Here is a 26,657-nt window from a genome sequence, read left to right as displayed (position 1 = left end):
CACATCCTAAAAAGGTTAGCGACATGCCCCCTGCACCAAATTCACAATTCCCTGCCATTTCCAGCACATTCGATAACACACATAAGCGGCTGCGTTACCCTGCCCGTTTTGGCGCGTTCATCGGTGGCACCCTGTTTTTGCTGGGCTGTGCGCCCGCCCTCGCCGCCACCGCAGAACGCGATGAAACCAACGCCGAAACCACCAACGCCTTTATTGCCAGTAATGATACCCAAAAGGCCTATCGTGCCGTTCTGGCCAATGCGCGAGCATTTGCCAAATCCCTGTCGGATGGCCAAAGAAACGATCTGATGCAGGCCTATAATTTTGAAAATGCCGCGCGCTGGCACACGTATCCGCAATGGTATTTAAATCGTCCCTGGAATGTGTTTGACCGGCCCCGTATTGGCCTGCGGCTGGAAACATTATCGGATGATCAATGGCAGGCGTTAAATGCCTTGTTAAAGGCAGCAACCGGCACCGGGCGCAATGAAGGCTTTGATGAAATACAGCAACACCTGAATGCCGATGATTATTTGCACGATGCCGGCAAGGGGGATGCCTATGGCCGGGGTGATTTTTACATCGCCTTTCTGGGCGAACCCAGCGAAACCGGGCTGTGGCAATTGCAATTTGGCGGCCACCATTTCGCACTGTCAAACACCTATCATAACGGCATCCTCACTGGTGCCACGCCATCCTTTCGCGGGATCGAACCCAACCGCCCCTTTACCTACCACAACATCGAAAATGCCCCACAACAGCAGGAAATGGATGCTTTCAAGGCCTTGCTGGCATCGCTTGATGGCAGGCAGCGCAAGGATGCGCGCCTGAACGATCATTTTGGCGATGTCATGCTGCGATATGGCAAGGATTGGGAATTTCCCAAACAGGCAAAGGGCATCCCCGCCACCGCCCTTGATACCCGGCAACGCGCCCTTCTGCGCGCCGTGATTGCCGGTTATGTCGATGATATCAACGATGCCAATGCTGACCTGATTATGGCGCACTATGAAAGCCAGCTTGACGATACCTATGTGGCATATTCGGGCGACATTTCCCTGTCGCAAACAGGTAATTATGTCCGCATTGATGGGCCGTCTGTCTGGATCGAACTTTATATGGATAGCCCGTTTAACTTTGACATTGCCCATCCCCACAGTGTCTGGCGGGACAAATACCGGGATTATGGCGGGTTACACCCCTGATCGCGGCAAATTGGCAATGCTGATTGCCCAAATCGCATCAATGTAAGCCGCTTCATTTGTGCCAGCGCGGCACAAAAAACGCCTGTGCCAAACGTGCACGGGCGTTTTTCGTAATTAATAAAAGTTAACGGCGGCAAAGCAGGGTATGTCACAGTAAGAAATTGAAAAACGTGACCGCGATCACAAAAAACGACCTTTCGGGAGGCCATAATGATTGCTGCTTTCGCCCTGATCCTTGTCTGCCAGCTATTTGGCGAGGTGATATCCGAACTTTTCAGCCTGCCAGTGCCAGGCCCTGTCATCGGGCTGGGTTTGATGTTTATTGGCCTGCTGATCAAGCGCAAGCCCCCCAAGGAACTGACCGACGCTGCCGATAACCTGCTGATGCATTTTTCGCTGTTATTTGTGCCTGCCGGTGTTGGCGTGATCACCCAGATCGACCGTGTCAAAAGCGACTGGCTGCCGATTGTGGCATCCCTGGTTATTTCCACCCTGCTGACCATCGCGGCCACCGCGTTTTTGATGTCCAAGCTGCTGCCAAAGGCACCTGCAAACCCCACAGATACCAGCAATGAAGGGGCGAAATGATGGAACCGGCCGATCTGACACAATTATGGGTCTATCTTTCGACCAAACCGCTAACCGGGCTGACCATTACACTGGTCGCCTATGCGATTGGATTTTGGCTGTATCAGAAAAGCAACCGTAACCCGGTTTGCAACCCGGTGGTAATTGCCATCGCCATCATTGCCGCGATCCTGCATTTCACCGGCACCCCCTATTCGGTTTATTTCGACGGGGCGCAGTTTGTGCACTTCCTGCTGGGTCCGGCGACCGTCGCACTGGCCGTGCCGCTGTTTCGGCAGATGGAAACCCTTAAACGTGCATTGCCGGTCATTGTTTTTGGCGTTCTGTTTGGCTCGCTTATGGCGACCGTCAGCACCGTTGCCATTGCCCATTTTCTGGGTGCCAGTACCGAAACCCTGGCATCCCTTGCGCCAAAATCGGTGACAACCCCGGTTGCGATGGGCATTGCCAAGGAAATTGGCGGTGTGCCCGCCCTGACCGCGGTTTGCGTGATTGTCACGGGGATTGTCGGTGCCACCCTTGGCCCGGCCGTGATGAACCTTGTTGGCCTGACAGACTGGCGCGCACGCGGCTTTGCCATGGGTGTAGGCGCACACGGCATTGGTACGGCGCGTGCCTTTCAGGTCAATCAAACGGCAGGGGCCTTTTCCGGCCTGTCGATGGGGTTAAACACCATTGCCACCGCCCTGACGGTTCCGTTTTTGTGGCACTGGCTGTTTGGCTGAAACATCCAAACCCGGCGGGCAAGTGGCCATGTTGTACCGCTTGCCCGCCCGGAATAATCATTGCAAATCGGGTACTCAAAGACCCTGGCTTCGCGGCAAAACCAAAAGCCGCCTACTGGGCGTTTACAGCTTCGCCCTGCAAGACCGTGCCTTTAATGGCGGTAATGCGTACCTGCTGCCCGGCCAAAAGCGGGCCTGCAACCTGCAAACGCCAAGTGGTGCCATCCAGCATCACCCTTGTTTCCCCGCCTGTTACATCCTCGGCCAGCGTAATGACGCGGCCCCGAAGCTGGGCTTCACGCTGGTTAAGGCCGGGTGCGTCGCTGTCGGCATCATCGGGTGTTTCACCTGGCTTGCGGACCAGCCAGCGCCGCCCGGCAAAGGTCGCCAGGATGCCGCACAGGGCAAAAACCAGAAGCTGGATTTCAATGCCCATCGTGACAACCAGCAGCTTGGCAAAGCCGGTAACCGCCGCAGCAAAGGCCAGCCACAAAAAGAAAACACCAGGCGCCATCACTTCAAGCACCAGCAAAATTGCCGCCAGGCTCCACCAGTGCCAATAGGTCATGCCTTCTGAAAACAGAAAATCCACCTGATCTGGCCTTTCACCCCAAGAATTCCAACCAACCCGTTATCCGTATCATCGTATTTCAGGCTGCATTTCAGTTAAAACGATATCAACCCGACATGGCCGGGGTGCGGTTATATGGCGCATCAGCATCCGCAAGCACCCCAATGACCATGCCGATAGATGAAACGGGATCGCCCAAAAAACCAGCCAGTCATCAAACCAGCCCCGAACCGGGCCGCAATACTACCCGGTTCATCGGCCATTAATGCGGGGGCGTGTTACTTGCCACCCCACGGGCCACGGCCGGAAGACACGCCGCCTTCCTTGCCATCGCCGCCAAGATTGCGGATCAGTTCGGTCACACCCCCGATCGAGCTGACAACACCGGTTGCATCAAGCGGCATGAAAACCAGCTTGCTGTTGGAGCTGCTGGCAATATTGCCGAGGGAATCGACATATTTCTGCGCAACGAAATAGTTGATCGCATTAATGTCCCCTTCGGCAATAGCCTTGGACACCACCATGGTTGCTTCGGCTTCGGCCTGGGCGGCACGTTCGCGGGCTTCGGCATCACGGAAAGCGGCTTCGCGGCGGCCTTCGGCCTCCAGGATTTTCGACTGTTTTTCACCTTCGGCACGCAAAATGGCGGCTTCGCGGGCACCCTGTGCTTCCAGAATTTGCGCACGTTTTTCACGTTCCGCCTTCATCTGGCGCGCCATGGAATCCACAAGGTCGGTCGGCGGGGAAATATCCTTGATCTCGACGCGGGTAACCTTCAGGCCCCAGGCATCGGTCGCGGTATCCACAACAGATAACAGCCGTTCATTGATCAAATCGCGCTGGGACAATAACTGGTCCAGATCCATCGAACCAACGACGGTACGCACATTGGTCATGGTCAGGTTCAAAATCGCAATTTCAAGGCGGTTCACCTCGTATGCCGCACGAGCGGCATCAATCACCTGGTAAAACACCACACCATCAACCGTGACCATGGCGTTGTCCGATGTAATCACTTCCTGTGATGGCACATCAAGAACGCTTTCCATCATGTTCATTTTACGACCGACACGATCGATCAGCGGGACGATAATATGCAAACCGGGGGTCAGACTGCGGGTAAAGCGGCCAAAACGCTCCAGCGTATATTGATAGCCCTGCGGCACGATTTTAACGGCCTGCAGAATGATGAAAATCGCCAATATCGCGACGATACCGGCAAAAATCGGAAAATCGAACGGCATGTGGGTGTTTCCCTGCAATGTTTATGTCCCTCGCCCAAACAGGAATAAAACCGCCCCACACCATCCACAACTGTTATTTGCCCTGCGGCCAACACTTGCCACCAATTGTTCATCAAGCCTGATGCGCGCACGAAAAAGGCCGGCAACACATGCTGCCGGCCTGATGTGATCATGCACCTTGTGTCGGTGCGGTTATTCCTTGCGCAGACGAGAAAGGAATTCACCAATCTTGCCCTGAAGCATTTCAATGCGGCCAGAAAGATCCGACATGGAATGTTCAAGTTCGGCTGCTGCCGCCCCGCCATCGCTGGCAGCGTGCAAAACCGCATCAATCGTATCGACAACTTCGGTCGACCCGCTTGAGGCATTTTGCGCGCTCGATGCAATTTCATTAACTGCGGCATTCTGTTCGGCCACCGCCGATGCGATCCCGTCGGTAATGCCGCTGATCGAGGCAATGGTGCGGGTTACCTTTTCAATTGCTTCGACCGTCAGGCGTGTTTCACTTTGGATCGAACCAATCTGCTGGGCAATTTCATCGGTGGCCTTGGCCGTCTGATTGGCAAGGTTTTTGACTTCCTGTGCCACAACCGCAAAGCCCTTGCCGGCCTCGCCCGCGCGGGCAGCCTCGATGGTGGCGTTCAGGGCCAGAAGGTTGGTTTGTGCGGCAATTTCGTTAATCAGGCTGACAACTTCACCAATACGTTCGGCCGCAACGGCAAGGCCGCTGACCATTTCATTGGCGCGTGATGCTTCATCCACGGCGGTTGTCGCAATTGCGGTCGATTCCTCGACCTGCCCGCCAATATTGTTGATCGATGCCGAAAGTTCCTCGGTCGCGGAGGCGACGGTTTGAACGTTACGGGCGGCATCAGTGGCGGCATTGCTGACATTGCGGCTTTGCGCGATAGAATGATTAGCAGATTCGCTCATCTGATGGGCGGACCGCACCATGCCTTCGGTTGCCTTGCGTACCGACGCGATGATTTCGCCAACCGATGCATCCAGTTCGGATGCCAGCACATTGCGCTGTTCGCTGCGTTCCTGCGATGCCTTGCGTTCGGCCAGAAGTTTGGCTTCTTCGGCATCACCAATCCGCTGTGCGGCTTCACGCCAGCGCATCAGGCCCTTGGCAATCACGCCAACTTCGTCGCTGCGGTCTGCATGGGGCACATCGGCCGAAAAATCGCGATCCACAAAATGTTCGATGGTATCGCCAAGGTCATGCAGCGGGCCAAGCTGGCGACGCAACAGAACAGCCAGCAAAATAGCCGCCAGAATGGCAACGATGATACCGGCGATAACAATGCGCATGCCAATTGCGCCCGAAACCGCGGCAACCTTTGCCTTTTCGATCCCGACATACAAAATGCCCTGCACCGTCCCCGCCGGATTAAAAATCGGCGTATATTGCGTGACATATTCCTTGCCAAGAATAACGGCTTCCCCACGGAAGGTCTTGCCCGACGTTACCGGTTCATAGGCGGCACTGCCATTGCCAAGGAACGTTCCCACCGCACGGGTGCCATCGCCCTTGATGATGTTGGTCGAAACGCGGATGAAATCCTTTTTGTCAGGCACCCACTGGAACACCGTGGCGGTTTCACCCGTTGCCAAGCCGATTTTATCGATCATGGCGTGGGATGACAGGTCGGGAATTTCCGGGATGACCAGGCGGGTCGTTTCCCCCGATTTGTCGATGGTGGCTTTCAGGTCCGGATACTGGTTCTGAAAGATCATCGCCGCCACACGCAAATTCAGCTTCTGTGACTGCAGGCTGGTTTCATGGACCTGCTGCTGAACGCGCTGCATGATCACACCGCCCAGCAACGCAATCCCCACAATCAGGATCGCAACGGACGCGGCAGTGACCTTAAAAACAATGCTGTTTTTCATTTTGGATGTCTCTCTCCCATTCGCATCCCCTGACAAGGATCCTCGCGGAAAGACGACGAAGCAAATTGCCCGGGTTTCTTACCTATTGGGATCAGGCGGGGTAATCACAATACAAGAGAGGCAAAAAATTTTACACACGTAAAGCGCGATAAGCGTAAAAAACTTCTCAATTTCAAATGATTACCATTCCAAACTAGAGAAGGTCCAATTCGCAATCGCTGCAAAAATGGGGGAAAAAAGCCGATTTTTCTGCGGTGTCTAGTAATCGACACGCACGAAATAAAGACCATCGGCAGGTGCTGTTGGCCCGCCGGCACTACGCATTTGGGCTTCAAGCGCGGTTTTTACGTCTTCGGGTTTCCAGTTACCCTTGCCGACCAGAACCAGCGTTCCGACCATATTGCGCACCTGGTGATGCAAAAAGGACCGGCTTTCGGCGTAAATGCGCACTTCCTGGCCTTCGGCGGCAATAACTTCCAGCCGTTCCAGGGTTTTGATCGGGCTTTTTGCCTGGCATTCGGTCGCACGAAAGGTCGTAAAATCGTGCGTGCCCAGCAGGTACTGCGCGGCTTCGTTCATGGCCGGAATATCAAGGGGTTTATACACCCCCCATGCCAGCCCGGCCTCGAATGTCAGTGGCGGGCGGCGATTGATAATCCGATACATATAAAAGCGTTTTTTGGAAGCAAACCGGGCGTGAAAATCCTGATCAACCATCTCAGCATTCACAACGGCAACGGGGTCCGGCTGCAAATAATGGTTTAGCGCATTCATCACCACTTCGCCCGGATAGGGCTTTTCCAGGTCAAAATGCACGACCTGGCCCAGGGCATGGACCCCGGCATCGGTCCGCCCGGAAACATGCACACGCACAAAGGTTTTCGCCAGCTTTTCCAGTGCCGTTTCAAACACCTGCTGAACCGAAATGACTTCGTCCTGATACTGCCAACCATGATAGGGGCGCCCATCATATTCGACTGTGCATTTGTATCTTTGCATCATCTGTATCCGGGGAATTAAAACAGAACGAGGGGTGCAAAACACCCCTCGTCCACAAAGCCATATTACCGCAGCAGGCGTTTATTTAACACTGTTGCGATCAAAACCAAGGCGCAGGCGCAGGGCGTTCAATTTGATGAAGCCTTCGGCATCGCGCTGGTTGTAAACGGTGTCGGCTTCAAAGGTCACATGGGCTTCCGAATAGATCGAATTCGGCGACTTACGACCGGTAACCGTGACATTGCCCTTATACAGGTCAAGGCGAACGGTGCCGTTAACGGTTTTCTGGGTTTCGTCGATCAGGCGCTGAATGGCCTGACGTTCCGGCGACCACCAGTAGCCGTTATAGATCATTTCGGCGTAACGCGGCATCAGTTCGTCTTTCAGGTGGCCCGCATTACGGTCCAGCGTGATCGATTCCATGGCGCGATGCGCGGTTGCCAGAATGGTGCCACCCGGGGTTTCGTAAATGCCGCGCGATTTCATGCCGACATAACGGTTTTCCACCAGATCAAGGCGGCCAATGCCGTTTTTACCGGCAATTTCATTCAGCTTGGTCAGCAGGGTTGCCGGGCTCATACGTTCGCCATTGATCGCAACCGGGTCACCCTGTTCGAATTCAATTTCGATGGTGGTGATTTCATCGGGTGCATTCTGCGGCGAAACGGTACGGATGAACATTTTCTCATCCGGTTTTACCCACGGATCTTCCAGTGCCTTGCCTTCATAGGAAATGTGCAGAAGGTTGGCATCGGTCGAATAGGGGGGCTCATCGCCGCCCATTTTGTCTGCCGAGATCGGAATCTGGTGCTTCTTGGCGAAGTCCAGCAGCATGGTACGGGAATTCAGATCCCATTCACGCCAGGGGGCAATCACCTTTACGTCCGGTTTCAGGGCGTAATAGCCCAGTTCGAAACGAACCTGGTCGTTACCCTTGCCGGTTGCACCATGCGAAACCGCATCGGCACCCACCATTTCGGCAATTTCGATCTGGCGTTTGGCAATCAGCGGACGCGCGATCGAGGTACCCAGCAGGTAAACACCTTCATAATGGGCATTGGCGCGGAACATCGGGAACACGTAATCGCGAACGAATTCTTCGCGCAGATCCTCGATGAAAATTTCCTTCACGCCAAACATTTCGGCTTTTTTGCGGGCAGGTTCCAGTTCCTCGCCCTGGCCGAGGTCGGCGGTAAATGTAACGACTTCGCAATTATACTGTTCGCGCAGCCATTTCAGGATAATGGAGGTATCCAGCCCGCCCGAATAGGCAAGCACCACCTTTTTGACCGGATCGCTCATGCTGTGACGCCTTTCTTCTTCCGATGTTATGCCGGGGCAGCGTGGTTTCGCCGTCATCCCGTGTCATCACGGGGACCAAAACGAAACATTCATCAAACAGGCCCCAGTGTAGCCATTTTAATAGGTCTGGACCCTGGACCTTGCGCGCGGAGTATAGGAAAACCCATGAGGCGGGCAAGGGCCAAGATGCACCTGCCGGTAAAAACGCGTAAATTCTTGCTGCTTTTTTAACAGATTCGGCGATTATTCACCGCAATATGGCAAATAACATCGAAGAAACCGAAATCGACCTGCCGCGTCTGGGGCCCGTTCCCGTGCGCCTGCGCAGCAGTGCGCGCGCGTCGCGGCTTAAATTGCGGATCGATCCGGGTTTTGATGGCGTCGAAGTAGTGATGCCCGAAGGCATATCGCGCAAGGCCGCCCTTTCCATGCTGCGCCAGCATACCGACTGGATCGAGGCGCACCTATCACGCCTGCCCGACCGGGTTTTGTTTGTGCCCGGTGCCTGGGTGCCGCTTCTGGGCAATGAACATGCCATTCGCGCCGTGCCCGATGCCAAACGCGGCGTTTGGGCCGAAGCCGGCGTGATCTGGGTTTCAGGATCGGCCGAACACAGCAACCGGCGAGTCGCTGACTGGCTGAAAAAACAGGCCAAACTGGAAATCGCCCCGCGCGCCCATGCCTATGCCCAGGAAATCGGCAAAAAGATCAACCGTATCTCGATCAAGGATACCCGCACGCGCTGGGGCAGTTGTTCATCCGGGGGCAATCTTTCATTCAGTTGGCGGCTGATCCTTGCCCCCGAAGATGTGCTTGATTATGTCGTCGCCCATGAAGTGGCGCATTTGCAGGAACTCAACCACAGTGCGCGTTTCTGGAAGGTGGTTGAAGACCTGTATGGCCCTTCATCGCGCCAACAACACTGGTTAAAACGCAACGGGTCCGGCCTGCACCGGTTTGGCGCGGATAGCTAAAACCCATTGCCCGATCCCCGTTGGCAAAGCCACCATTTACCGTCATTGTGCCGATACATTATCGTCAGGTTCCGCTTCTGGTTCCTGACATTGTCACAGCCCCATCCAAGAGCAGCCACGCCATGATCATTCCCTATGAAACATTGCTGATTTTTGTCCCCACGGCGCTGGCCCTGAACATGACGCCGGGCAATGACATGCTGTTTTGTCTGGGACAGGGGATCAAATCGGGGCCACGGGCCGGGCTGGCGGCCAGTTTTGGCATTTCGACCGGTGCGCTTATTCACACGCTGCTGGCCGGTTTGGGGCTGGCAGCCCTGCTGGCGGCCCACCCGGTGGCATTTCAGGTTTTGCGCTGGGCGGGGATATCCTATCTGGTGTGGCTGGCAATCCAGGCTTTTCGCAGCAGAAACGAAAAATTTTCAGCCACTGAAACCCGTCGGGGTTCGGCATTCAGGGCGTGGCGGGACGGAATCGTTGTGAACCTGCTAAACCCCAAAATCATCGTCTTTGTGCTGGCGTTTCTGCCGCAATTTGTGGACCCCAGCCGGGGGTCGGTTTTGCTGCAATTTCTGCTGCTGGGTGTGATTTTAAATATTGGCGGCACCATCATCAATTGTCTGGTCGGTGCCTTTGCCGGGCAGTTGGGGCGGTTTCTGGCGAGGTCGGCCAGAATTGCCCGCGCCTTTCAGCTTTTTACCGGCTGCGTATTCCTGGCCCTTGCAGCCAAACTGGCCTTTGATCAGAAAGCATAGTCATCACAAAACGCAGTTATAAAACGCAGCCTGCCGCGCGCAGATGCGGGATTTCATCGCGCAAAAAGGCAAGGAAACTGCGTTGCACGTTGGATAATTCGCGATTGGTGTGAAACACCGCCACATCCCATGAAATTTCCGGGGTCAATGGCCGGGCAACAACCCGGTCATGGTCGACCAGCAAGGCGGCAAACGGGTCGCTAATCGCGATACCAACGCCACGTTCCACCAGCCGCGAAATGGTGCGAACTGTGCGGGCCTCTACCGCGATGTGGCGCAGGCGGCCCGCGATCTGAAAGATATAGTCAACCTTGGTGCGCAGCGGGCTGCCAATGGTCAGCTCGACAAATTTTTCACCGCGCAGCAAATCGATATCAATGGTTTCAAACCCGGCCAGCCGGTGATCGCGCGGCACCAAACACACCGCCTGGCATTGGGCAAGGCGGGTCATGGCCACGTCGCGGTCCATCAGGTCCAGGGTAATGCCAATGCCCAGGTCGCAGTCACGTGTTGTGACCATTTCCAGCACACCTTCCATGCCGGAGTCGGTAATACTGACCGACACATTGGGGTGCTGTGCCTTGAATTTGGCAATAACATCCAGAAGATAGGTGTCCACATAGATCGGCTGGGCGGCAATGCGAATGCTGCCAAGCTGCTGGTTGGCAATGGCGCGCGCACTGCTTTCAAGGTCACGAAACCCGTTAAGGGTCCGCAGGACCGTGTAATGGAACTGCACGGCTTCCTCGGTCGCGACAAGCTGGTTGCGCTTGCGAATAAACAGCGCAAAACCCACCGATTTCTCCAGATTCGCCAGCATGCGGCTTACCATAGGCTGGCTGATATTCATTGCCTCGGCGGCCTTGCTGACCGTGCCATATGTCATGAAAGCATTGAAGCTTTCCAGCTCGCGCAGATTCACGCCTTCCTCGCTGCTTTTGGCCCAGTATTTACATAAGTAATACTGAAATTAAATTTTTGCTTCTATAGTTATAGTTTGCCATGATTCAGCCACAAAACAAGAAGTATCGACTTGGCAATAACGCCACCACCTCCAGGGAGACATGAAAATGTTTCGTCATCTGAAGAAAGCTGCACTGGGTGTTGCAGCCCTTGCAGCGGCAACTGCCTTTGCATCCTCGGCACAGGCTGACGCCTATCCTGAAAAAGCCATTACCCTTGTTGTTCCCTATGGCGCAGGCGGCGCCTCGGACCTTGCTGGCCGTGCGCTTGCTGAAACCGCGCGCAACTACACCGACGGCCAGCCGGTTGTTGTGGTCAACAAAACCGGCAATGGCGGCATGAACGGTGCCCGCTTTGTGACCGAATCCGACGCCGATGGTTACACCCTGCTGCTTTCGCGCGTAGGTATGGCCCTGTACCCGGCCGTTTATTCCGACAGCCCGGTTGCCTGGGATGACTACACCTTCCTCGGTATTCTCGAAGCAACCCCGATGATCCTGGCAGTCAATGCCGAATCCGACATCAAATCCGTTGATGACCTGATCGCCAAGATCAAGGAAAGCAATGGCGCAACCACCTATGCCGCATCCGGCCCGACCGCAATTGACGGTTTCTCGGTGCAGGCCCTGCTTGCTGATGCCGGCCTTGACCCGCTGAGCGCATCGACCCTGGTCCCCTATAAGGGCGGCGGGGAACTGGCAGCTGCCCTGCTGGGTGGCCATGTTGACTTCCTGGCAATTTCCGCTGGTTCGCTGATGCCCCATATCCAGGCTGGCAAAATGCGCCCGCTGATGGTTTATGCGCCGAAACGTATGGCTGACCTGCCCGACGTTCCGACCGCAAAGGAACTGGGTTATGCCACCGCCGCACAGGTTGGCGGCTGGAGCGGCCTTTACGCCCCCAAAGGCCTGCCTGATGATGTCGTTGCCAAATGGAAAGACATCCTGGGCAAAGTTGCCACCAACGAACAGTGGCTTGATCTGGCGGCAAAACGCGGTTCCATCTCGGTTATCGGTGATGAAGACCCGTCTGCCTATGTCAAATCCCAGTTCGACCTGTATCATGGTCTGGCCAAGAAATTTGGCTACATCCAGTAAGATTTTACCCCGAATTTAGGATGCGAGGCGGAACCATGACCCCGAACCGCGATTTTTACACCGGACTGGTGGCAACGGCATTTTTTGCCATTGTTCTGTTTGTTTTGATCCCGGTTTACGTTCGGGTTCCGTCCTTCATTCCGGGGTTTGCCCCACCCCCTGACATGTGGCCGCGCATCATTGCGTGGGTCGGTCTTGTCATGGGGGTGCTGGCCCTGGCGCTTGCGGTGCCGAAAATGCGCCGCAGCACCGGCGAAAAGGTTGAAACCGTTGGCGCCTATTTGCGTGCCAACCGCATTTTCACCTATCGCTTTGTCTGGATGATCGTGGGCTTTGCCGTCTTTGTTTATCTGATGCCCAAGATCGGCTTCCTGACCGCAACCATGGCGCTTCTGGCCTTTCTGTTCATCATGACCGGTGATTTTTCCAAACGGGCATGGATGATTGGCCTGACCATTCTTTTCCCGATTTTCCTTTATGTGATTTTCACCGAAATCACCCACACCCCCTTCCCGCACGGCAAATGGTTTTCCCTTGCCCGTCTGCTGCATCTGATCTGACGAGAACATACCATGTGGAATGAATTGCTAGGCGCCTTTGCCGCCGTTGCGACACTGCCCAATTTCATCGCCATGGCCGCCGGGATCTGGGGTGGGGTCATTATCGGCGCCATCCCCGGCATGACCGGCACAATGGCTGTCACCCTGGCGCTGCCCTTTACCTTTTACCTGCCGCCTGTCACCAGCCTGCTGCTGCTGGTTGCCCTTTACAAGGGGTCAACCTATGGCGGGTCAATTTCGGCCATTCTGATCAAAACGCCAGGCACCGCATCGGCGGCCTGTACGGTTCTCGATGGTTATCCGCTTGCCCGTGAAGGCAAAGGCGGCAAGGCGCTGAATATGGCGCTGGTTTCAAGCTGCATTGGCGACTTTATTTCCAACATTTCGCTGATCTTTCTGGCGGCCCCACTGGCGATGTTTGCCCTGCGTGTCGGCCCACCGGAATATTTCATGCTGATGGCCTTTTCGCTGACCATCGTTGCCAGCATTTCCGGCCGTTCGCTGCTGCTTGGTATTGTTTCGGCCTGTCTTGGTCTGTTGCTGGCAACCGTTGGCGAGGACATGTATGGCTCGTTCCGCTTTGCCCTTAGCGAAGATATGAAAAGCGGCCTTGGCGTTGTCCCGGTGCTGATTGGCCTGTTTGCCCTGCCTGAAATGATCAAGCTGGCGGTTTTCCGGCCCGAAGAAAACACCCAGGCGATGAAACTGGGTGATAACCGGCTGACCATGTCGGAATTTCGCGGCAGCCTGAAATCGATCATTCGCGGCAGCCTGATTGGCGTTGTTCTGGGGGCTATCCCCGGTATCGGCCCGTCGACCGCAGCCTTTTTCTCCTATAGCGAAGCGCGCCGCACCTCGAAAAACGGGGATCGCTTTGGCGAAGGCGAACTTGAAGGCGTTGCAGCATCGGAATCGGCCAATAATGGCTGCTGCGGTGCCACCATGATCCCGCTTCTCGCCCTTGGTGTTCCGGGTGACGTGATTACGGGTGTCATGCTGGGTGCCTTCATGATCCACGGTCTTACGCCCGGCCCGCTTCTGTTCCAGAACAATATCGGCGAAGTTTATTCGCTGTTTATCGGCATGCTGTTCAGCTCGCTGTTCCTGTTTGTCGCAGGCAAACTTACCGCCAGCGGCTTTGCCAAGATTTCGCGTATTCCCCAGCAGGTACTGCTGCCCTGTATCGTTATTCTGTGCGTGTTTGGCATTTATTCGGTGGCTTCCAGCCCGTTTGATGTCGCCGTGCTGCTGGTGATGGGGATTGTCGGCTTTGTCATGATGGTGCTGAACATTCCCGCAGCTCCCTTCCTGATCGCCTTCATCCTTGGGCCGATGTTTGAAGACAATATGCGCCGGTCGCTGGCGATTTCGCGCGGTGATCTGGGTGTGTTTTTCCAGTCCTGGATTTCATGGGGCTTCTTTGCCCTGACCATTCTGTTCGTGGCCCTGACCATTCGCCGCGAATGGCAAAAATGGCGCAGCACAAGCCGCGCCGCCAATTAATTCGAGACACAAGAAGCTGAAAAATGACGCAAACCAACATGTCCCGCCTGCATCTTGCCATTGATATCCTCGGCAAGCTGGTGGCGTTTGACACGACCAGCAAGAACTCGAATCTCGCCCTGATCGCATATGTGCAGGATTACCTGGCACAATACGATATCGAAACGACCCTGTTTCACGATGAAACAGGCGAAAAGGCCAACCTTTTGGCCACCATTGGCCCCAAGGATGTGCCAGGTATTGTCCTTTCCGGTCATACCGATGTGGTGCCGGCCCTGGAAAAAGGCTGGCAAAGCCCGGCTTTTGATATGACGGAACGCGACGGCAAGCTGTTTGGCCGTGGCACGGCCGATATGAAAGGCTTTGCCGCCTGCGTGCTTGCCCTGGTGCCCGAACTGGTCAAACAGGACCTGGCGGTTCCGTTCCACCTGTGCCTTTCCTATGACGAAGAAGTGGGGTGCCTTGGTGTTGGCAGCATGGTGGATCATCTGGCAAAACTCGATCATCCGCCGCGTCTGGCCGTTATTGGCGAGCCGACCGAAATGAAGGTCATCAATGGCCAGAAGGGCAAATATTCCATGCGTGTGACCGTCACGGGTACCGCCGGGCATTCGTCCTTTGCGCCCCATCACGTCAATGCCATTGAATATGCATCGCGCGCCATTGCCATCATTTCCGATGTCGCCCGCGAATTTGAAACCAATGGCCCGTTTGACCATGATTTCACCGTGCCCCACAGCACCATGCTGACCACCACCATTTCCGGCGGCACGGCAACCAATGTGACGCCCGATCAATGCGAATTCACCTTTGAAATTCGCCACCTGCCCGACCATGACGCCGCCAGCGTGATCGAACAGATCAAGGCGCGCGTGACCGAAACGCTGGAAAGCGAAATGAAAGCCCGCGAAGCCGATACCGGCTTTGAATGGGAAGAAATCTTTCATTATCCGGGCATGGGTGACTGCACGGGTGCGGACAGCTTTGCCTTTGTCAAAAACATCATCGCCGATGTTTCGGGCAAGGTTTCCTATGGTTCCGAAGGCGGGATCTTTGAAAAGCAGGGCAATATCCCCTCGATCATCTGTGGTCCCGGCTCGATCGCGCAGGCCCACAAACGCAACGAATTTGTCGAGATCTCCCAACTCGACGAATGCCTGGCTTTCCTGGAGAAGCTGGGCAGTCAGGCGGTTGCCCAACCGTCCTGACGGGGCTTTGACATAGTGACACCCCCTTGATCTGATTCACGACACCTCCCCGCGTCCACCCCAGATCAAAGCACCGTCAAGGCCTTCCTACCGGTTCCAGACAACTCCCTTCTGGAACCGGCATTGCCTTCCTTGGCCGGATCGCCCTTTATGGCATCCGGCCCTTTTTTTTAGGGCGGGGGAATTTCAAAACAGGGCAAAGCCCTTTAAAAGGCAGTGCTTTTAACGCCCGCCGCTAAAGCCGGAATTGAACTTTTTCCAGCTGTCATCCTCGCCCATGCGAATGGCGCGCATCAATGCCGCCTTGCCGAGCGAGCGCACCGGCATATCCTGATGGGCATGCAGCATAAAGGATTTCCACATTTCCGCAGGCAGGCCACCCCCGGTGACTTCCTCCATCGGGGAACCATTGTCATTGCCCATCCATACCCCGGCCACCAGATCGGCGGTATAGCCAACAAACCAAGCATCGCGGTAATCCGATGTGGTGCCGGTTTTACCCGCCGCCGGGCGGTCCAGCAGGGCATTTTTACCCGTGCCCTTTGCCATTACGGCTGCGAGCATATTGTTCATTTCGCCAGCAGTAACCGGGTTTAAAACCCGCGTCAGATAACCGCCTTCGCGTTCATAAAGAACCTTGCCATCCTGGCCGACGATTTTGGAAATCGCATGAGGGATAATGTTAAAGCCACCATTGGACACCACCGCATAGGCATTGGTCATTTCCAGCAAGGTCACTTCGCTGGTGCCCAGCGCCAGGCTGGGTTCAGCAGGCAGATTGGATGACACGCCAAGTTTGTGGGCCATATCGATGACATGGTCCAAACCGGTTTTCATCGCGACTTCAACGGCAATCACGTTATTGGACGACGCCACCGCATCACGCAGCGACATGGTGCCGTGATGCTGGCGGTCAAAGTTGCGCGGGCTCCAGCCATTCACGCTATAGGGTTCATCGCGCATCCAGTCATCGGCGCGCATGTCATCTTCAAGTGCGGCCAGATACACAAACAGCTTGAACACCGACCCCGGCTGGCGTTTTGCCTGGGTAACGCGGTTATACTGGCTTTGGAAGAAATTCTTGCCGCCAACCATAGCCCGCACCGATCCGTCGGGTGTCATGGCAACCAGTGCGCCCTGCGATACACGACGGCGGCTTGCTTCCTTGCTACCCAGTACACGCTTTACGGCATCCTCTGCCGATGCCTGCAGGTTGGAATCAAGCGTGGTGTAAACCACCATATCCTGGTCGTGATAGCCAACATAATCGGTCACGCGGTCCAATATCCAGTCGGTGAAATAACGCACATTCGGCCCGCCGCGCGCTGCGGCCGATGATGTCGAAACCGTATCAAACTGGTTGGCCTCGGCCTGCTGGCGGGTAATAACCCCGGTATCGCGCATGGCGACAATAACCTGATTGGCACGTTTTGCCGCCTCGCTGGGGGACACCAGCGGGTTATAGCGGCTTGGCGCCTTGGGCAGGCCAGCAAGCACCGCCGCCTGATATAGTGACAGGCGCCTTGGGTCGACGCCAAAATACTGGCGCGCCGCAGCATCAATGCCATACACGCCAGAACCAAAATAAATGCGGTTCAAATACAGCGACAGGATTTGCCGTTTGCTGAATTTGATTTCCAGCCACAGCGACAGCAAAACTTCCTCGACCTTGCGGCCATAGCTGCGTTCGGGCGAAAGAAACAGGTTTTTGGCAAGCTGCTGGGTAATCGTGCTGCCGCCTTCGGCAATGCGCCCCCGCCAGATATTTTTAACAAAGGCCCGGGCAATGCCGATCACATCAATGCCAAAATGCTGGTAAAAGCGGCGATCTTCAATCGATACAAATGCCTGGCCGACATAATCGGGCAAATCACCCACTTCAACCGGGCTTCCGTAACGGTCGCCGTAATTGGCAAGGTTGACACCATCAACACTCATGATCCGCACCAGCGGCTTGCGCTGGGTGGCAACATCAAAATCGATTTTGCTGGTTAAATCATAGCCATAATAGGCCACCAGACCACCACACAGCACCACCGACCATATCGCCAGCACCACCATGATGCGCGCAATCATCATCGGGCGCGGCACCAGGGCCAGCAACATGGCCCCAAAGGAGCGTTTCTGCCCGCCGCGACGGCGCCCGCGCGAAGGTGTACGCCCACCGGTTTTACGCGGTGCCCGGCGTCGGGCTGGCGTGGAACTGTTACGGGTGGGTCGCTTGGCCAAAATCGTCCTCAAAACCTGAATTCATCGCAAACGGGCATGAAAAAAGCTCGCCGATACGGGAAATCCCAAAGGTGGCAAATGCAATAATCTGGGCAACACATCACCAGCCACTGCCAACACCCCGCATAAAGGGCATCAGCCACAGGTGCAAGTCACCACAACCACGCGCCGGGCCGTGAAAAATTGCAGGCTGGTTTCTGCGCCGAAAACCGGATGGCCTTCATCGCACAATCACCTTTCGATGTCTTGAAGATATTTACTGCCCAGACAGGCCAGCGTCATCACATTGATGTGCAGCGCCCGGCACAGTACCCCTCGCCCCCAAAACCGGGTCAGCTTAGCACACACGCCCGAAAGATGATCAAAATTTTGAATAATTAAACCCCGAAGTGTATTTCTCCCTTTGCAATCCCAAGGCGGTCAGCAACGGGAAGGCCCGGGGCGTCATTTGCAAAGCCCGCCTGTTGCCGCCCGCTAATGCCTTATTGCGCGTTTTGCAACGGCGGGTTCGGGTCAATCCAGTTGCGTTTCCACATGTCGGTTACGCCATCCTGTTCAACCAGACGCTGGCTTGTTCCCCGTGCGACCGAACGGATCGAAAAACCCTGCGATGCATCAAGCATGAATAACCGCCAAAGCGACGCCACCTCGACATCCGGGCGAATGGCGGGCGCGCGGCTTTTATCGTCATTTCCCACCCAGACAACGGTGTAAAGATCGGCGGTAAAACCCGCAAACCATGCATCACTGCCACGCCCGGCCAGGGCCCCAAAACCGACAAAGGGCCGGTCCAGGCGCACCTGCGGGTCGGTCACACCGGCCAGCATGCTGTTTACGGCCAGCATGGCTTCATCAGTCAGCATTTTTTCCTGTTCGCGCACCACCCGCTGATAAAGCAGCGGCTGGCCTTCGCCCGTTGAACGGATGGCATTGATCAGCGTTACATCAGGTGAAATGCCACCATTTAGCGAAAGCACATGCAGGCGCGCAATATCGGGCAAGGTCACGGCATCAAGGCCAACCACGGTGCGGATATCGTCGGAAAGCGGGCTTTCAATGCCAATATTTTCGGCAAAATCGCGCATGTTATCCAACCCGAATTTATGGGTCAGTTCGACAGGCACCGTGTTTACATCGCGGGCAAAGGCATCGCGCAGCGACACCTGGCCGCGATATTGCCGGTCCGGGTTAACCGGTTTCCAGCCTTCGACTTCCTTGCGGGTATCGGGCACCCACTGGGCAGGGTCCGGGTTTTCGTTCAGGGCGTAATAATAGGGCAGGATCTTGATCATACGGCCCGGATAATGGCGCACATTCCAGGCACGGTTTCGTGACATCGGGTCATATTGTGTGCCGCCAACCATTGCCCGTACCCGGCCATCCGGGCTGATCGACAGTAACGCGGCCTGGTCGGCGCCGCGCGGTTTCAGGCGCAGGCGGCTAACCTCGCTTACCGCGTCTTCCGCCATGGATTGAAGCCGGGTATCAATGCTGGTAACAACGCGCAAATCCTTACTGGTATAGCCAACGCGCCGTGCGACTTCATCCATTACAAGGTCGATCACATATTGCGAATAGCCATCTTCGCGAATGCGCGGGGCGAGTTGCGGCACGGTACGCGACAGGGCCGAAATCTGTTCCGGCTCGATCATTTTTAACGTTGCCATTTCCTGAAGCACAATATTGGCCGCATGGGCCGATGCGGTTGGAAAATGCAACGGATTAAGATTGATCGGATCATTCATTGCTGCGGCCAGAACGGCGGCCTGATGCAGCGTCATTTCATGGGCGGGAACACCATATAAAATGCGTGATGCCGCCGTAATGCCAAATATACCCGATCCGACATAGGCGCGCTCCAGATAGGACCGCAGGATGGTGTCCTTATCAAACCGGGCTTCCAGCCATAAGGCGACCAGCAATTCTTCAAGGTTACGCACTGTGCCACTATCAGGCACCTGAAAGAAACTGCGCGCCACCTTCATGGTGATGGTCGAACCGGGAACGTCCGTGCCAGAAAAAATGCGCGTTACATCGCCCAGGCTTGCGCCAAAGTGGTGATAAAAACCGGGGTCAGATGCGGCAATGAACACACCCTGCAAACGTTTCGGAAACGTTATTAACGATACATCCTGACTGTAATGGCCCTGAACATTCTTGATGATGGTGCCGTCAAAACCGGCAATCTGCACATCGGGGCTGCGGTCTGCCTTGCGGCTGAAATCAAGCTGCGTCTGAATGGACAGGGTGACAACGGTGGATATGGTTCCCAGAACCAGCAAAACGACCGACGCAATTGCCAGCCGGATGCGCCTTTTGCGCCGGCGGATTTCGCGCAAACGGCGTTCTTCAATTTCCTGCAGCGCGGCCTGTGCCGCAACGGCGCCGCTTTTTCTGGTCTGGTTATTTTCGTCCACGTCCCAATCCGCTCATATCGCAGGTTTATTTTGCTTTTGTGAGTAAACGCTCAATGGCTTAACAAATAGTAGCAAAACCGTTTCCGCCCCGCCATTCTTCCGGCCAACCCTGCGTATTGGTGCGTATCTTCGCGTTTTACGGGATCAATCCCATTCAACGCGAATGGCAAGGCTTGCAACATAGCCGCACAGCATATCGGCAAGGGCATCGGCATAGGTTTGAATTTCATCCACACTGCGCGGTGTTTCCGAAAAGCTTTTCCCCACCGAACTGAGTGTTGTTGAAATCAGGCCACTTGCCAGTTCACGGGTTTTTACCGGGCAATCAGGCAGGATTTCGGCCAGAAATTCCATCATCGCCCGGCTTCCCTTGGCGCGCGCCTCGTGTGCTTCGGGGGCATCGCGGTAAAGCGGTGCGGCATCGCTTAGTGCCACGCGCATGTCGGCTTCCTCGCATTCGGAAATGACAAAGGCATGCACCAGCGCACGCAACCGCGCCAAGGGTGCCTGGCCGGTATCTTTCAGGATATCAAGCAACAGGCCATGGGTTTGCTGCCACTCGTCACTTTGCAGGCGAAACAGGATTGCCGCCTTGTTGGGAAAATACTGATAAAGCGACCCGATGCTGACACCGGCCTTTTCAGCAACCCGTGCGGTTGTAAAACGCTGCGCGCCCTCCTGCGCCAAAACCTGAGTAGCCGCCTCCAGAATGGTGGCAACAAGGTCGGCTGATCGAGCCTGCTGGGGCTGCTTACGCAAGGAAATCCGGGCTTTTTCGGGTTTGCTCATAGGTGGGTCTGCCAATGCGAATATGAAATGTGAATAATCCGTCGTATTTTTATTTCTAGCGCAAAACCGCGCCCGAACAAACCGGAGAAATGAATGACGACGATAAACACCCTGACCAGCGCACCCGTTGCGCCGCTGTTAGACAGGCTGTTTGCCGAAGCGGCAGATGCCCGTCCATCGGCGGACCCGGCCGTTGCGACGATGGGAACGGACGAACGCGAACGCCTGATGCGCAGCAAAACCGAATATCTGGATTTATACGGCCAGCTTAAAAACCTGGCACTGCCCGTTTCGCGCCAGACCGGCATCCTGCTTTACATGCTGGCACGTAGTTCAGGGGCAAAAACGATTGTTGAATTTGGCACATCCTTTGGCATTTCAACCATCCATCTGGCATCGGCGCTGCGCGATAATGGCGGCGGACACCTGCTGACGACAGAATTTGAACCATCCAAACTGGTCCGTGCACGCGACAATCTTGCCGAAGCAGGCCTGCTTGACCTGGTTGAAATCCGCCAGGGTGATGCACTGCAAACCCTGGCTGACGAATTGCCGGAATCCATTGACCTGTTGCTGCTTGATGGGGCCAAGGCCATTTACTCCGAGATCCTGGCGCTGGTGGAAAAACACCTGGCACCGGGTGCCCTAATTTTCGCCGATAATGTCGATTATTGCCCGGATTACCTTGAAATCGTGCGTTCCCCCGCACAGGGCTATATGTCGCTGCCTTTCGACGAAGATGTCGAGCTTTCCGTAAGGCTTGGCTGATCGCGGGGATGGCCGGCACTGGCAGGGATCACGGTTTCGCCTCCGCCCTGCACAAGCCCCGTCCCGATCATTTTAACCGGCACGGTTCGTAATAATAAACCGCGCCAAGCGTTCCCCGTCCCCCCCCCCCTGCCATGGCGCAACTGTCTGCGCCCTGGCCGTAAGCGTTAACGTCAATCAACGCTCCTGCCACTGTGCTGCGACCAACGCCCCATGCAATCGGGCTGCGATCAAGGCTGGTGGCACCTTGTTTTTTAAAGAATGGAGTGTTTTGTGACCAATACCGAAACCCGTCCCGATCAGGCCTATCGCCATGTTCTGGCCCTGACCGGCGCACTTTTTTTATCCTATCTTTCTGTTGCCATGTCGCTGCCGGCCGTGCCTATCCACGTGCTGAACGGGCTTGGCATGAATAACACCTATGGCGGGCTTGCCGTGGGTATTGCCTTTCTTTCAACCATTTTAACCCGCGGTCGTGCCGGTGCCAGTTCGGACCGGCTGGGCGGTAAAATCTGTATGCAGCGCGGGCTGGTTATTTATGCGGTTGCCGGCATTGTCGGTGTGATTTCCGGTTTGGGGCAAATCCCTGCTTTTGCTGCTTATGGCATTCTGATCATTGGCCGTTTGCTGCTGGGGCTGGGTGAAAGCCTTGCCATGGTCGGCATGATCAACTGGGCCATTGGCCTTATGGGACATCATCGTTCCGGGCGGGTGATTGCACTGGTCGGCATGGGGATTTACGGGTCGTTTGCGGCAGGTGGCCCGCTGGGGCTGCTTCTTCTGGACCGTATTGGTTTTACCGGGTTGATGGGCGTTTGCACCCTGTTGCCACTGCTGGGTATTTTGATGGTCAACTGGCTGCCTGCAGTTGCCCCGCATCCTGGCAAACGCGAATCGTTCTGGAAAATTATTGGCCGCATCTGGCGCCCCGGTGCCACGGTTGGCCTGCAGGGCATTGGCTTTGCTGCGCTGGGTGCTTTCTTCTCGCTATATTTCATCAGCCTTGGCTGGCCCTATGCCGGGCTGGGGCTGACATTTTTTGGCAGTGGGTTTGTCTTGATGCGCCTGTTTTGTGGCCATCTGCCCGACCGGATTGGCGGCACCCCCGTTGCCATGGCATCCCTTGGGGTTGAGGCCATCGGCCAGTACCTTTTGTGGCTTGCCCCCACGCCGGAACTGGCCCTGCTGGGCGCGCTTCTTACCGGCATTGGCTGTTCCATGGTGTTTCCCGCCATGGGGTCCGAGGTGGTCAAACTGGTGCCGCCGCATTTGCGCGGCACGGCGGTTGGCGGGTTTGCCGCCTTTCAGGACCTTGCCTATGGCGCAACCGGCCCGGTTGTTGGCCTGATCGCGGATCGTTCCGGTTATGCCCCGGTATTTCTGATTGGTGGTCTGGCCGCAACGCTGGGGTTGTGGGTTGCCTTCAAGGCCCACCGCGTTGCCCGGCAACAGGCAATTGCCTGACACCTCTAAACAAAAACACCCGCAACAGCGCAAACCTGCCTGTTGCACCCAAACGAAAAGGCCGGGCCGCCCATTTGGCGATCCGGCCTTTTCCCTTTAATTAAACCCCTTTTCCCTTAATCAGGCATCGATATGGTCGGGTTCCCCCATCGCTGCCCGTGTCGCCCGGCGAATGGTTTGGGGTGGTTGCCCATAGGCGCGTAAAAAGGCACGGCGCATTCGGTCCCGGTCGGCAAAACCGGTTTGCAGGGCGACGCTATCAATGGAATGGTTGGTATCTTCCATCATGCCGCGCGCGACTTCCAGGCGCAGGTTTTCAATCGCCCGGGCAGGCGACTGCCCGGTTTCCGTGCGAAACGCCCGGCTGAACTGGCGGGGGCTCAGGCTGGCGATGCCCGCCAGTTCATCCACATCCAGCCGGTTGGTCAGGTTGCGGCGGGCATAGGTCAGCACTTTTTGAATCCGGTCGGATTTCGGTTCAAGTTCCAGAAGTGTGGAAAACTGGGTCTGACCGCCAGTACGCCGGTGATAAACCACCAGCTTGCGGGCAACGGTGCGGGCAATATCAGAGCCAAAATCTTCTTCGATAAAGGCCAGGGCCAGATCAATGCCCGCAGTCATGCCCGCCGATGTCCAAACCGGGCCGTCTTTAATGAAGATACGGTCTTCCTCGACCTTTATTTTGGGGTATTTCTGTTCCATCTCGCGGGCATAGGCCCAATGCGTGGTGGCCCGTCGCCCATCAAGCAGCCCGGCCGCCGCCAACACAAAGGCCCCGGTACAGATCGATGCGATCCGGCGGCAAAAGCGTGGTGCATCGCGCACAAATTCGACCACCTCATCGCCGGTTTCCCCCATGGAACCGCCAATGATCAGCAGGTCGAAATAGCGGTCAGACAGCGTTTCGGTCTCAATCGAAAAACCCATGGAGCCACGCACCGGCCCACCCCGCGCCGAAAGCAGCTTCACATCATAAAGCACCGCGCCTGCATGGGTATTGGCAATATCAAAGGCCGTTAACGCGGCAAGGCCCATCGGGGAAAAAGCGGGATGAAGAATAAAACCAACACTAAGCATCTGACCGGCCCTTCTGGCATTGCGATCCATGAAACGTCTTAAATTGTCGGATATTTATAAAATAAGTCAAGAAATGTCCTTAAATGACGTCTATATGACATTCAAGACACAACATCTTTGCCCTATCGTTCCTTCATCAGGCAAACCGGCCAGCGCCGGAAAACAACCGCATTTTGAAGGACATAACCATGACGAATTCATCCCCCAGAGGCACAGCCCTGATTACTGGCGCATCAAGCGGCATTGGCGCAATTTACGCCGACCGCCTGGCACGTCGCGGCCATGACCTTATTCTTGTCGCCCGCAACAAGGCGCGCCTTGATGATGTTGCCAAAAAAATCACGGCGGAAACCGGCCGTTACGTTCATGTCGTGGTCGCCGATCTTGGCAACAAAGATGACCTTGCCCGTGTGGAAAATATTCTGCGCACCGACAGTTCAATTACAACCCTGGTCAATAATGCCGGTTTTGGTTCGGTCGCCCCGCTTTTGCAGGCCGATATCGACAAAATGGAAGACATGATCACGTTAAATGTCACGGCATTAACCCGTTTGACCTATGCCGCCGCCCCGGCCTTTGTCGAACGTGGACAGGGCAATATCATCAATATCGCCTCGATCGTTGCCATCGGGCCGGAAATTTTGAACGGCGTTTACGGCGCCAGCAAAGCTTATGTCCTGGCATTGACCCAATCCCTGCATCATGAACTGGCCAACAAAGGTTTGCGGGTTCAGGCCGTGTTACCCGGTGCCACCGCCACCGAATTCTGGGAAATTTCCGGCATGCACCATTCCAACCTGCCCGAAAGCATGGTGATGCATTCCGACATCATGGTTGATGCCGCCCTTGCCGGTTTTGACCTGGGTGAAACAGTCACCATTCCGCCGCTGCATGATGGTGACGCCTGGAACAGTTACGAGGCATCACGGCGCGCATTATCGCAGCAATTTGCCCATTCAACCCCCGGCGCGCGCTATCTGCCCGCCAACTGATCGCGGGCACAACACCCCCTTTATCACAATCCGGATACATCACATCCCTGCTGCCGGCCAAAAACCGGCTGGCACCATTAAGGAACATTTCCATGCAGATGACAGATAACACCATCTTTATCACCGGGGGGACTTCGGGCATTGGTCGCGGCCTTGCCGAAGCCTTTCACAAACTGGGCAACCAGGTGATTATTGCCGGGCGCCGCAAGGCCCTGTTAGACGAAGTCACAGCCGCCAATCCCGGTATGGCCAGCATTGAACTGGACATTACCGACCCGCAAAGCATTGAAAATGCAGCGACTCAACTGATTGCCGATTTCCCGAAACTTAATGTTTTGATCAATAATGCCGGCATCATGCCCTTTGACGATGCCGCAGGCGTGGTCGATGACGCAGTCAGCCAGCAGATCCTGGTCACCAACCTGTTAGGGCCGATCCGCATGACATCGGCGCTGATCAACCATTTAAAACAGCAGCCGCGTGCCACCATCATCAATAATACATCCGTTCTGGCCTATGTACCGCTGGCCATTACGGCAGTTTATTCGGCATCGAAGGCTGCCCTGCATTCCTATACGCTGTCGCAGCGTTTCCTGTTACAGGGAAGTTCGGTCACCGTGCATGAAATTGCCCCGCCCTGGGTCAATACCGATCTGATCAAAAAAAGCGACGATCCCCGCGCCATGCCGCTTGATGCCTTCATCACCGAAACCATGCAGGGCCTGGCTGGTGACGCACCTGAAATCGTTGTCGAAGGGGCAAAGCCATTTCGCGAAAATCCCGGCGCGAATGAACATGCCCTGATTGATGGTTTTAACGCGTCCCTTGCCGATAACCCCCTGCCGGTATGAATGACCGGCTGACCAGCCATTGATCACAACATCCCCCAAACAGCATAACGGCACCCCAAACCAGTCGGGGTGCCGTTATGTTTTGTTTTTGCGGTAATACCGGCTTTGAACATGCCGGGAACCTTGATCGCGGTAATCGCTTAAAGCTTCTGGAAGAAGCCAGTCGGTGTCAGGATTTTATTGACCTGGCTGATCAGATAACCCGCATCTGCCGATTTTTTCAGATATTCCTGCCATTCGGGATCGGCCTTGAGGTTGGCGCGTTTTGCGGCGCGGTCAGCCGCACTTTCGTAAACCCAGATATGAATATATGAATTCACATCGCCGGTTTCGGTGGCAGCATAAACAGCCGGATCACCCAGATGTTTTTTCTGAATCTGCCAGCCGCTGTCTTCATACAGTTTCAGGTGCTTGGCGATGGTGCCCGGACGGCACGTATAGGTGCGATGATCGTAAATCATTGTGAAAATCCCTTTGGTT

The 26,657-nt window shown here is 55.6% G+C and carries 24 protein-coding genes; 13 read left to right on the top strand and 11 right to left on the bottom strand.

What is annotated here, in order from left to right; all coding sequences use genetic code 11:
* Nucleotides 1-23: 23 nt before the first annotated feature.
* The 3 genes from CSC3H3_RS00170 (at nt 24) to CSC3H3_RS00160 (ending at nt 2,518) form a co-directional block, all read left to right on the top strand.
* A complete protein-coding gene (locus CSC3H3_RS00170) occupies nt 24-1,205 on the top strand; it encodes a DUF3500 domain-containing protein (RefSeq protein WP_101282932.1) in 1,182 nt (393 codons plus the stop codon).
* Nucleotides 1,206-1,415: 210 nt separating this feature from the next.
* Nucleotides 1,416-1,793 carry a CidA/LrgA family protein gene (locus CSC3H3_RS00165; RefSeq protein ID WP_101282930.1) on the top strand — a complete coding sequence of 126 codons (378 nt, stop codon included), beginning with the start codon at nt 1,416-1,418 and terminating at the stop codon, nt 1,791-1,793.
* Complete coding sequence (locus tag CSC3H3_RS00160; protein WP_101267544.1) at nt 1,793-2,518, top strand: LrgB family protein; 726 nt, start codon at nt 1,793-1,795, stop codon at nt 2,516-2,518. The genes CSC3H3_RS00165 and CSC3H3_RS00160 overlap by 1 nt, the downstream gene beginning before the upstream one ends.
* A 112-nt stretch (nt 2,519-2,630) precedes the next feature.
* Here the strand turns inward: CSC3H3_RS00160 and CSC3H3_RS00155 are convergent, their stop codons facing one another.
* From CSC3H3_RS00155 to CSC3H3_RS00135, 5 genes are all read right to left on the bottom strand, one after another.
* Entirely contained in the window at nt 2,631-3,110 is a 480-nt protein-coding gene (locus tag CSC3H3_RS00155) for an NfeD family protein (RefSeq protein WP_101282928.1), read from the bottom strand.
* A gap of 257 nt (nt 3,111-3,367) precedes the next feature.
* Nucleotides 3,368-4,333 (bottom strand): SPFH domain-containing protein, encoded by a 966-nt coding sequence (locus tag CSC3H3_RS00150; RefSeq protein WP_101282926.1) that lies wholly within the window; start codon nt 4,331-4,333, stop codon nt 3,368-3,370.
* 192 nt (nt 4,334-4,525) lie between these two features.
* Nucleotides 4,526-6,229 carry a methyl-accepting chemotaxis protein gene (locus CSC3H3_RS00145; protein ID WP_101282924.1) on the bottom strand — a complete coding sequence of 568 codons (1,704 nt, stop codon included), beginning with the start codon at nt 6,227-6,229 and terminating at the stop codon, nt 4,526-4,528.
* 258 nt (nt 6,230-6,487) lie between these two features.
* Nucleotides 6,488-7,228 (bottom strand): tRNA pseudouridine(38-40) synthase TruA, encoded by a 741-nt coding sequence (truA, locus tag CSC3H3_RS00140; protein ID WP_101282922.1) that lies wholly within the window; start codon nt 7,226-7,228, stop codon nt 6,488-6,490.
* Between the two features lie 81 nt (nt 7,229-7,309).
* Nucleotides 7,310-8,530: an argininosuccinate synthase gene (locus tag CSC3H3_RS00135; protein WP_101267555.1), complete on the bottom strand. Its 1,221-nt coding sequence runs from the start codon at nt 8,528-8,530 to the stop codon at nt 7,310-7,312.
* Nucleotides 8,531-8,787: 257 nt separating this feature from the next.
* On the opposite strand from CSC3H3_RS00135, the gene CSC3H3_RS00130 reads away from it, so the two are divergent.
* Both CSC3H3_RS00130 and CSC3H3_RS00125 read left to right on the top strand, forming a co-directional pair.
* On the top strand, nt 8,788-9,504 hold the full coding sequence (locus tag CSC3H3_RS00130) for a M48 family metallopeptidase (RefSeq protein WP_101267558.1): 717 nt from the start codon (nt 8,788-8,790) through the stop codon (nt 9,502-9,504).
* Between the two features lie 20 nt (nt 9,505-9,524).
* On the top strand, nt 9,525-10,259 hold the full coding sequence (locus CSC3H3_RS00125) for a LysE family translocator (protein ID WP_245881211.1): 735 nt from the start codon (nt 9,525-9,527) through the stop codon (nt 10,257-10,259).
* A gap of 16 nt (nt 10,260-10,275) precedes the next feature.
* Here CSC3H3_RS00125 and CSC3H3_RS00120 read toward each other — a convergent pair whose 3' ends face one another.
* On the bottom strand, nt 10,276-11,181 hold the full coding sequence (locus CSC3H3_RS00120; protein ID WP_101267563.1) for a LysR family transcriptional regulator: 906 nt from the start codon (nt 11,179-11,181) through the stop codon (nt 10,276-10,278).
* A gap of 148 nt (nt 11,182-11,329) precedes the next feature.
* Here CSC3H3_RS00120 and CSC3H3_RS00115 point away from each other — a divergent pair, with 148 nt between their 5' ends.
* From CSC3H3_RS00115 to argE, 4 genes are read left to right on the top strand one after another with little or no spacing between them, the layout of a single operon-like run.
* Nucleotides 11,330-12,319, top strand: a complete 990-nt coding sequence (locus CSC3H3_RS00115; protein ID WP_101267686.1) for a Bug family tripartite tricarboxylate transporter substrate binding protein — start codon at nt 11,330-11,332, stop codon at nt 12,317-12,319.
* A 35-nt stretch (nt 12,320-12,354) separates the two neighbouring features.
* Nucleotides 12,355-12,879, top strand: coding sequence for a tripartite tricarboxylate transporter TctB family protein (locus CSC3H3_RS00110; protein WP_101267565.1), 525 nt, complete (start codon nt 12,355-12,357; stop codon nt 12,877-12,879).
* A gap of 12 nt (nt 12,880-12,891) precedes the next feature.
* Complete coding sequence (locus tag CSC3H3_RS00105; protein ID WP_101267567.1) at nt 12,892-14,382, top strand: tripartite tricarboxylate transporter permease; 1,491 nt, start codon at nt 12,892-12,894, stop codon at nt 14,380-14,382.
* A gap of 23 nt (nt 14,383-14,405) precedes the next feature.
* Nucleotides 14,406-15,590 carry an acetylornithine deacetylase gene (gene argE, locus CSC3H3_RS00100; protein ID WP_101282918.1) on the top strand — a complete coding sequence of 395 codons (1,185 nt, stop codon included), beginning with the start codon at nt 14,406-14,408 and terminating at the stop codon, nt 15,588-15,590.
* 222 nt (nt 15,591-15,812) lie between these two features.
* Here argE and CSC3H3_RS00095 read toward each other — a convergent pair whose 3' ends face one another.
* The 3 genes from CSC3H3_RS00095 to CSC3H3_RS00085 form a co-directional block, all read right to left on the bottom strand.
* On the bottom strand, nt 15,813-17,819 hold the full coding sequence (locus CSC3H3_RS00095; protein WP_245881210.1) for a transglycosylase domain-containing protein: 2,007 nt from the start codon (nt 17,817-17,819) through the stop codon (nt 15,813-15,815).
* Nucleotides 17,820-18,301: 482 nt separating this feature from the next.
* Entirely contained in the window at nt 18,302-20,236 is a 1,935-nt protein-coding gene (locus tag CSC3H3_RS00090; RefSeq protein WP_101282914.1) for a transglycosylase domain-containing protein, read from the bottom strand.
* Between the two features lie 144 nt (nt 20,237-20,380).
* Nucleotides 20,381-21,025 carry a TetR/AcrR family transcriptional regulator gene (locus CSC3H3_RS00085; protein ID WP_101282912.1) on the bottom strand — a complete coding sequence of 215 codons (645 nt, stop codon included), beginning with the start codon at nt 21,023-21,025 and terminating at the stop codon, nt 20,381-20,383.
* Nucleotides 21,026-21,118: 93 nt separating this feature from the next.
* On the opposite strand from CSC3H3_RS00085, the gene CSC3H3_RS00080 reads away from it, so the two are divergent.
* On the top strand, nt 21,119-21,793 hold the full coding sequence (locus CSC3H3_RS00080; protein ID WP_215907537.1) for an O-methyltransferase: 675 nt from the start codon (nt 21,119-21,121) through the stop codon (nt 21,791-21,793).
* A gap of 273 nt (nt 21,794-22,066) precedes the next feature.
* Entirely contained in the window at nt 22,067-23,257 is a 1,191-nt protein-coding gene (locus CSC3H3_RS00075) for an arabinose transporter (protein ID WP_245881209.1), read from the top strand.
* A 120-nt stretch (nt 23,258-23,377) separates the two neighbouring features.
* Here CSC3H3_RS00075 and CSC3H3_RS00070 read toward each other — a convergent pair whose 3' ends face one another.
* Complete coding sequence (locus CSC3H3_RS00070; protein WP_101282908.1) at nt 23,378-24,334, bottom strand: GlxA family transcriptional regulator; 957 nt, start codon at nt 24,332-24,334, stop codon at nt 23,378-23,380.
* 188 nt (nt 24,335-24,522) lie between these two features.
* On the opposite strand from CSC3H3_RS00070, the gene CSC3H3_RS00065 reads away from it, so the two are divergent.
* Both CSC3H3_RS00065 and CSC3H3_RS00060 read left to right on the top strand, forming a co-directional pair.
* The gene (locus CSC3H3_RS00065) at nt 24,523-25,326 is read left to right on the top strand and encodes an SDR family NAD(P)-dependent oxidoreductase (protein WP_101282906.1); all 804 of its coding nucleotides are present in this window, start codon (nt 24,523-24,525) and stop codon (nt 25,324-25,326) included.
* Between the two features lie 92 nt (nt 25,327-25,418).
* The gene (locus tag CSC3H3_RS00060) at nt 25,419-26,177 is read left to right on the top strand and encodes an SDR family oxidoreductase (protein ID WP_101282904.1); all 759 of its coding nucleotides are present in this window, start codon (nt 25,419-25,421) and stop codon (nt 26,175-26,177) included.
* A gap of 140 nt (nt 26,178-26,317) precedes the next feature.
* Here the strand turns inward: CSC3H3_RS00060 and CSC3H3_RS00055 are convergent, their stop codons facing one another.
* Nucleotides 26,318-26,638: an NIPSNAP family protein gene (locus tag CSC3H3_RS00055; protein ID WP_101267584.1), complete on the bottom strand. Its 321-nt coding sequence runs from the start codon at nt 26,636-26,638 to the stop codon at nt 26,318-26,320.
* Nucleotides 26,639-26,657 lie beyond the last annotated feature (19 nt).

The sequence above is a fragment of the Thalassospira marina genome, from assembly GCF_002844375.1.
Classification (GTDB): Bacteria; Pseudomonadota; Alphaproteobacteria; order Rhodospirillales; family Thalassospiraceae; genus Thalassospira; species Thalassospira marina.
Note: the sequence above shows the minus strand (reverse complement) of the source record. Positions and strands in the feature narration are given on the sequence as shown.

Excerpts from the sequence above, each read along its gene's own strand:
- CSC3H3_RS00170 (WP_101282932.1), top strand. The coding sequence starts at position 24 with ATGCCCCCTGCACCAAATTCACAATTCCCTGCCATTTCCAGCACATTC.
- CSC3H3_RS00165 (WP_101282930.1), top strand. The coding sequence starts at position 1,416 with ATGATTGCTGCTTTCGCCCTGATCCTTGTCTGCCAGCTATTTGGCGAG.
- CSC3H3_RS00160 (WP_101267544.1), top strand. The coding sequence starts at position 1,793 with ATGGAACCGGCCGATCTGACACAATTATGGGTCTATCTTTCGACCAAA.
- CSC3H3_RS00150 (WP_101282926.1), bottom strand. The coding sequence starts at position 4,333 with ATGCCGTTCGATTTTCCGATTTTTGCCGGTATCGTCGCGATATTGGCG.
- CSC3H3_RS00145 (WP_101282924.1), bottom strand. The coding sequence starts at position 6,229 with ATGAAAAACAGCATTGTTTTTAAGGTCACTGCCGCGTCCGTTGCGATC.
- truA (WP_101282922.1), bottom strand. The coding sequence starts at position 7,228 with ATGCAAAGATACAAATGCACAGTCGAATATGATGGGCGCCCCTATCAT.
- CSC3H3_RS00135 (WP_101267555.1), bottom strand. The coding sequence starts at position 8,530 with ATGAGCGATCCGGTCAAAAAGGTGGTGCTTGCCTATTCGGGCGGGCTG.
- CSC3H3_RS00130 (WP_101267558.1), top strand. The coding sequence starts at position 8,788 with ATGGCAAATAACATCGAAGAAACCGAAATCGACCTGCCGCGTCTGGGG.
- CSC3H3_RS00115 (WP_101267686.1), top strand. The coding sequence starts at position 11,330 with ATGTTTCGTCATCTGAAGAAAGCTGCACTGGGTGTTGCAGCCCTTGCA.
- CSC3H3_RS00110 (WP_101267565.1), top strand. The coding sequence starts at position 12,355 with ATGACCCCGAACCGCGATTTTTACACCGGACTGGTGGCAACGGCATTT.
- CSC3H3_RS00105 (WP_101267567.1), top strand. The coding sequence starts at position 12,892 with ATGTGGAATGAATTGCTAGGCGCCTTTGCCGCCGTTGCGACACTGCCC.
- argE (WP_101282918.1), top strand. The coding sequence starts at position 14,406 with ATGACGCAAACCAACATGTCCCGCCTGCATCTTGCCATTGATATCCTC.
- CSC3H3_RS00085 (WP_101282912.1), bottom strand. The coding sequence starts at position 21,025 with ATGAGCAAACCCGAAAAAGCCCGGATTTCCTTGCGTAAGCAGCCCCAG.
- CSC3H3_RS00080 (WP_215907537.1), top strand. The coding sequence starts at position 21,119 with ATGACGACGATAAACACCCTGACCAGCGCACCCGTTGCGCCGCTGTTA.
- CSC3H3_RS00070 (WP_101282908.1), bottom strand. The coding sequence starts at position 24,334 with ATGCTTAGTGTTGGTTTTATTCTTCATCCCGCTTTTTCCCCGATGGGC.
- CSC3H3_RS00065 (WP_101282906.1), top strand. The coding sequence starts at position 24,523 with ATGACGAATTCATCCCCCAGAGGCACAGCCCTGATTACTGGCGCATCA.
- CSC3H3_RS00060 (WP_101282904.1), top strand. The coding sequence starts at position 25,419 with ATGCAGATGACAGATAACACCATCTTTATCACCGGGGGGACTTCGGGC.
- CSC3H3_RS00055 (WP_101267584.1), bottom strand. The coding sequence starts at position 26,638 with ATGATTTACGATCATCGCACCTATACGTGCCGTCCGGGCACCATCGCC.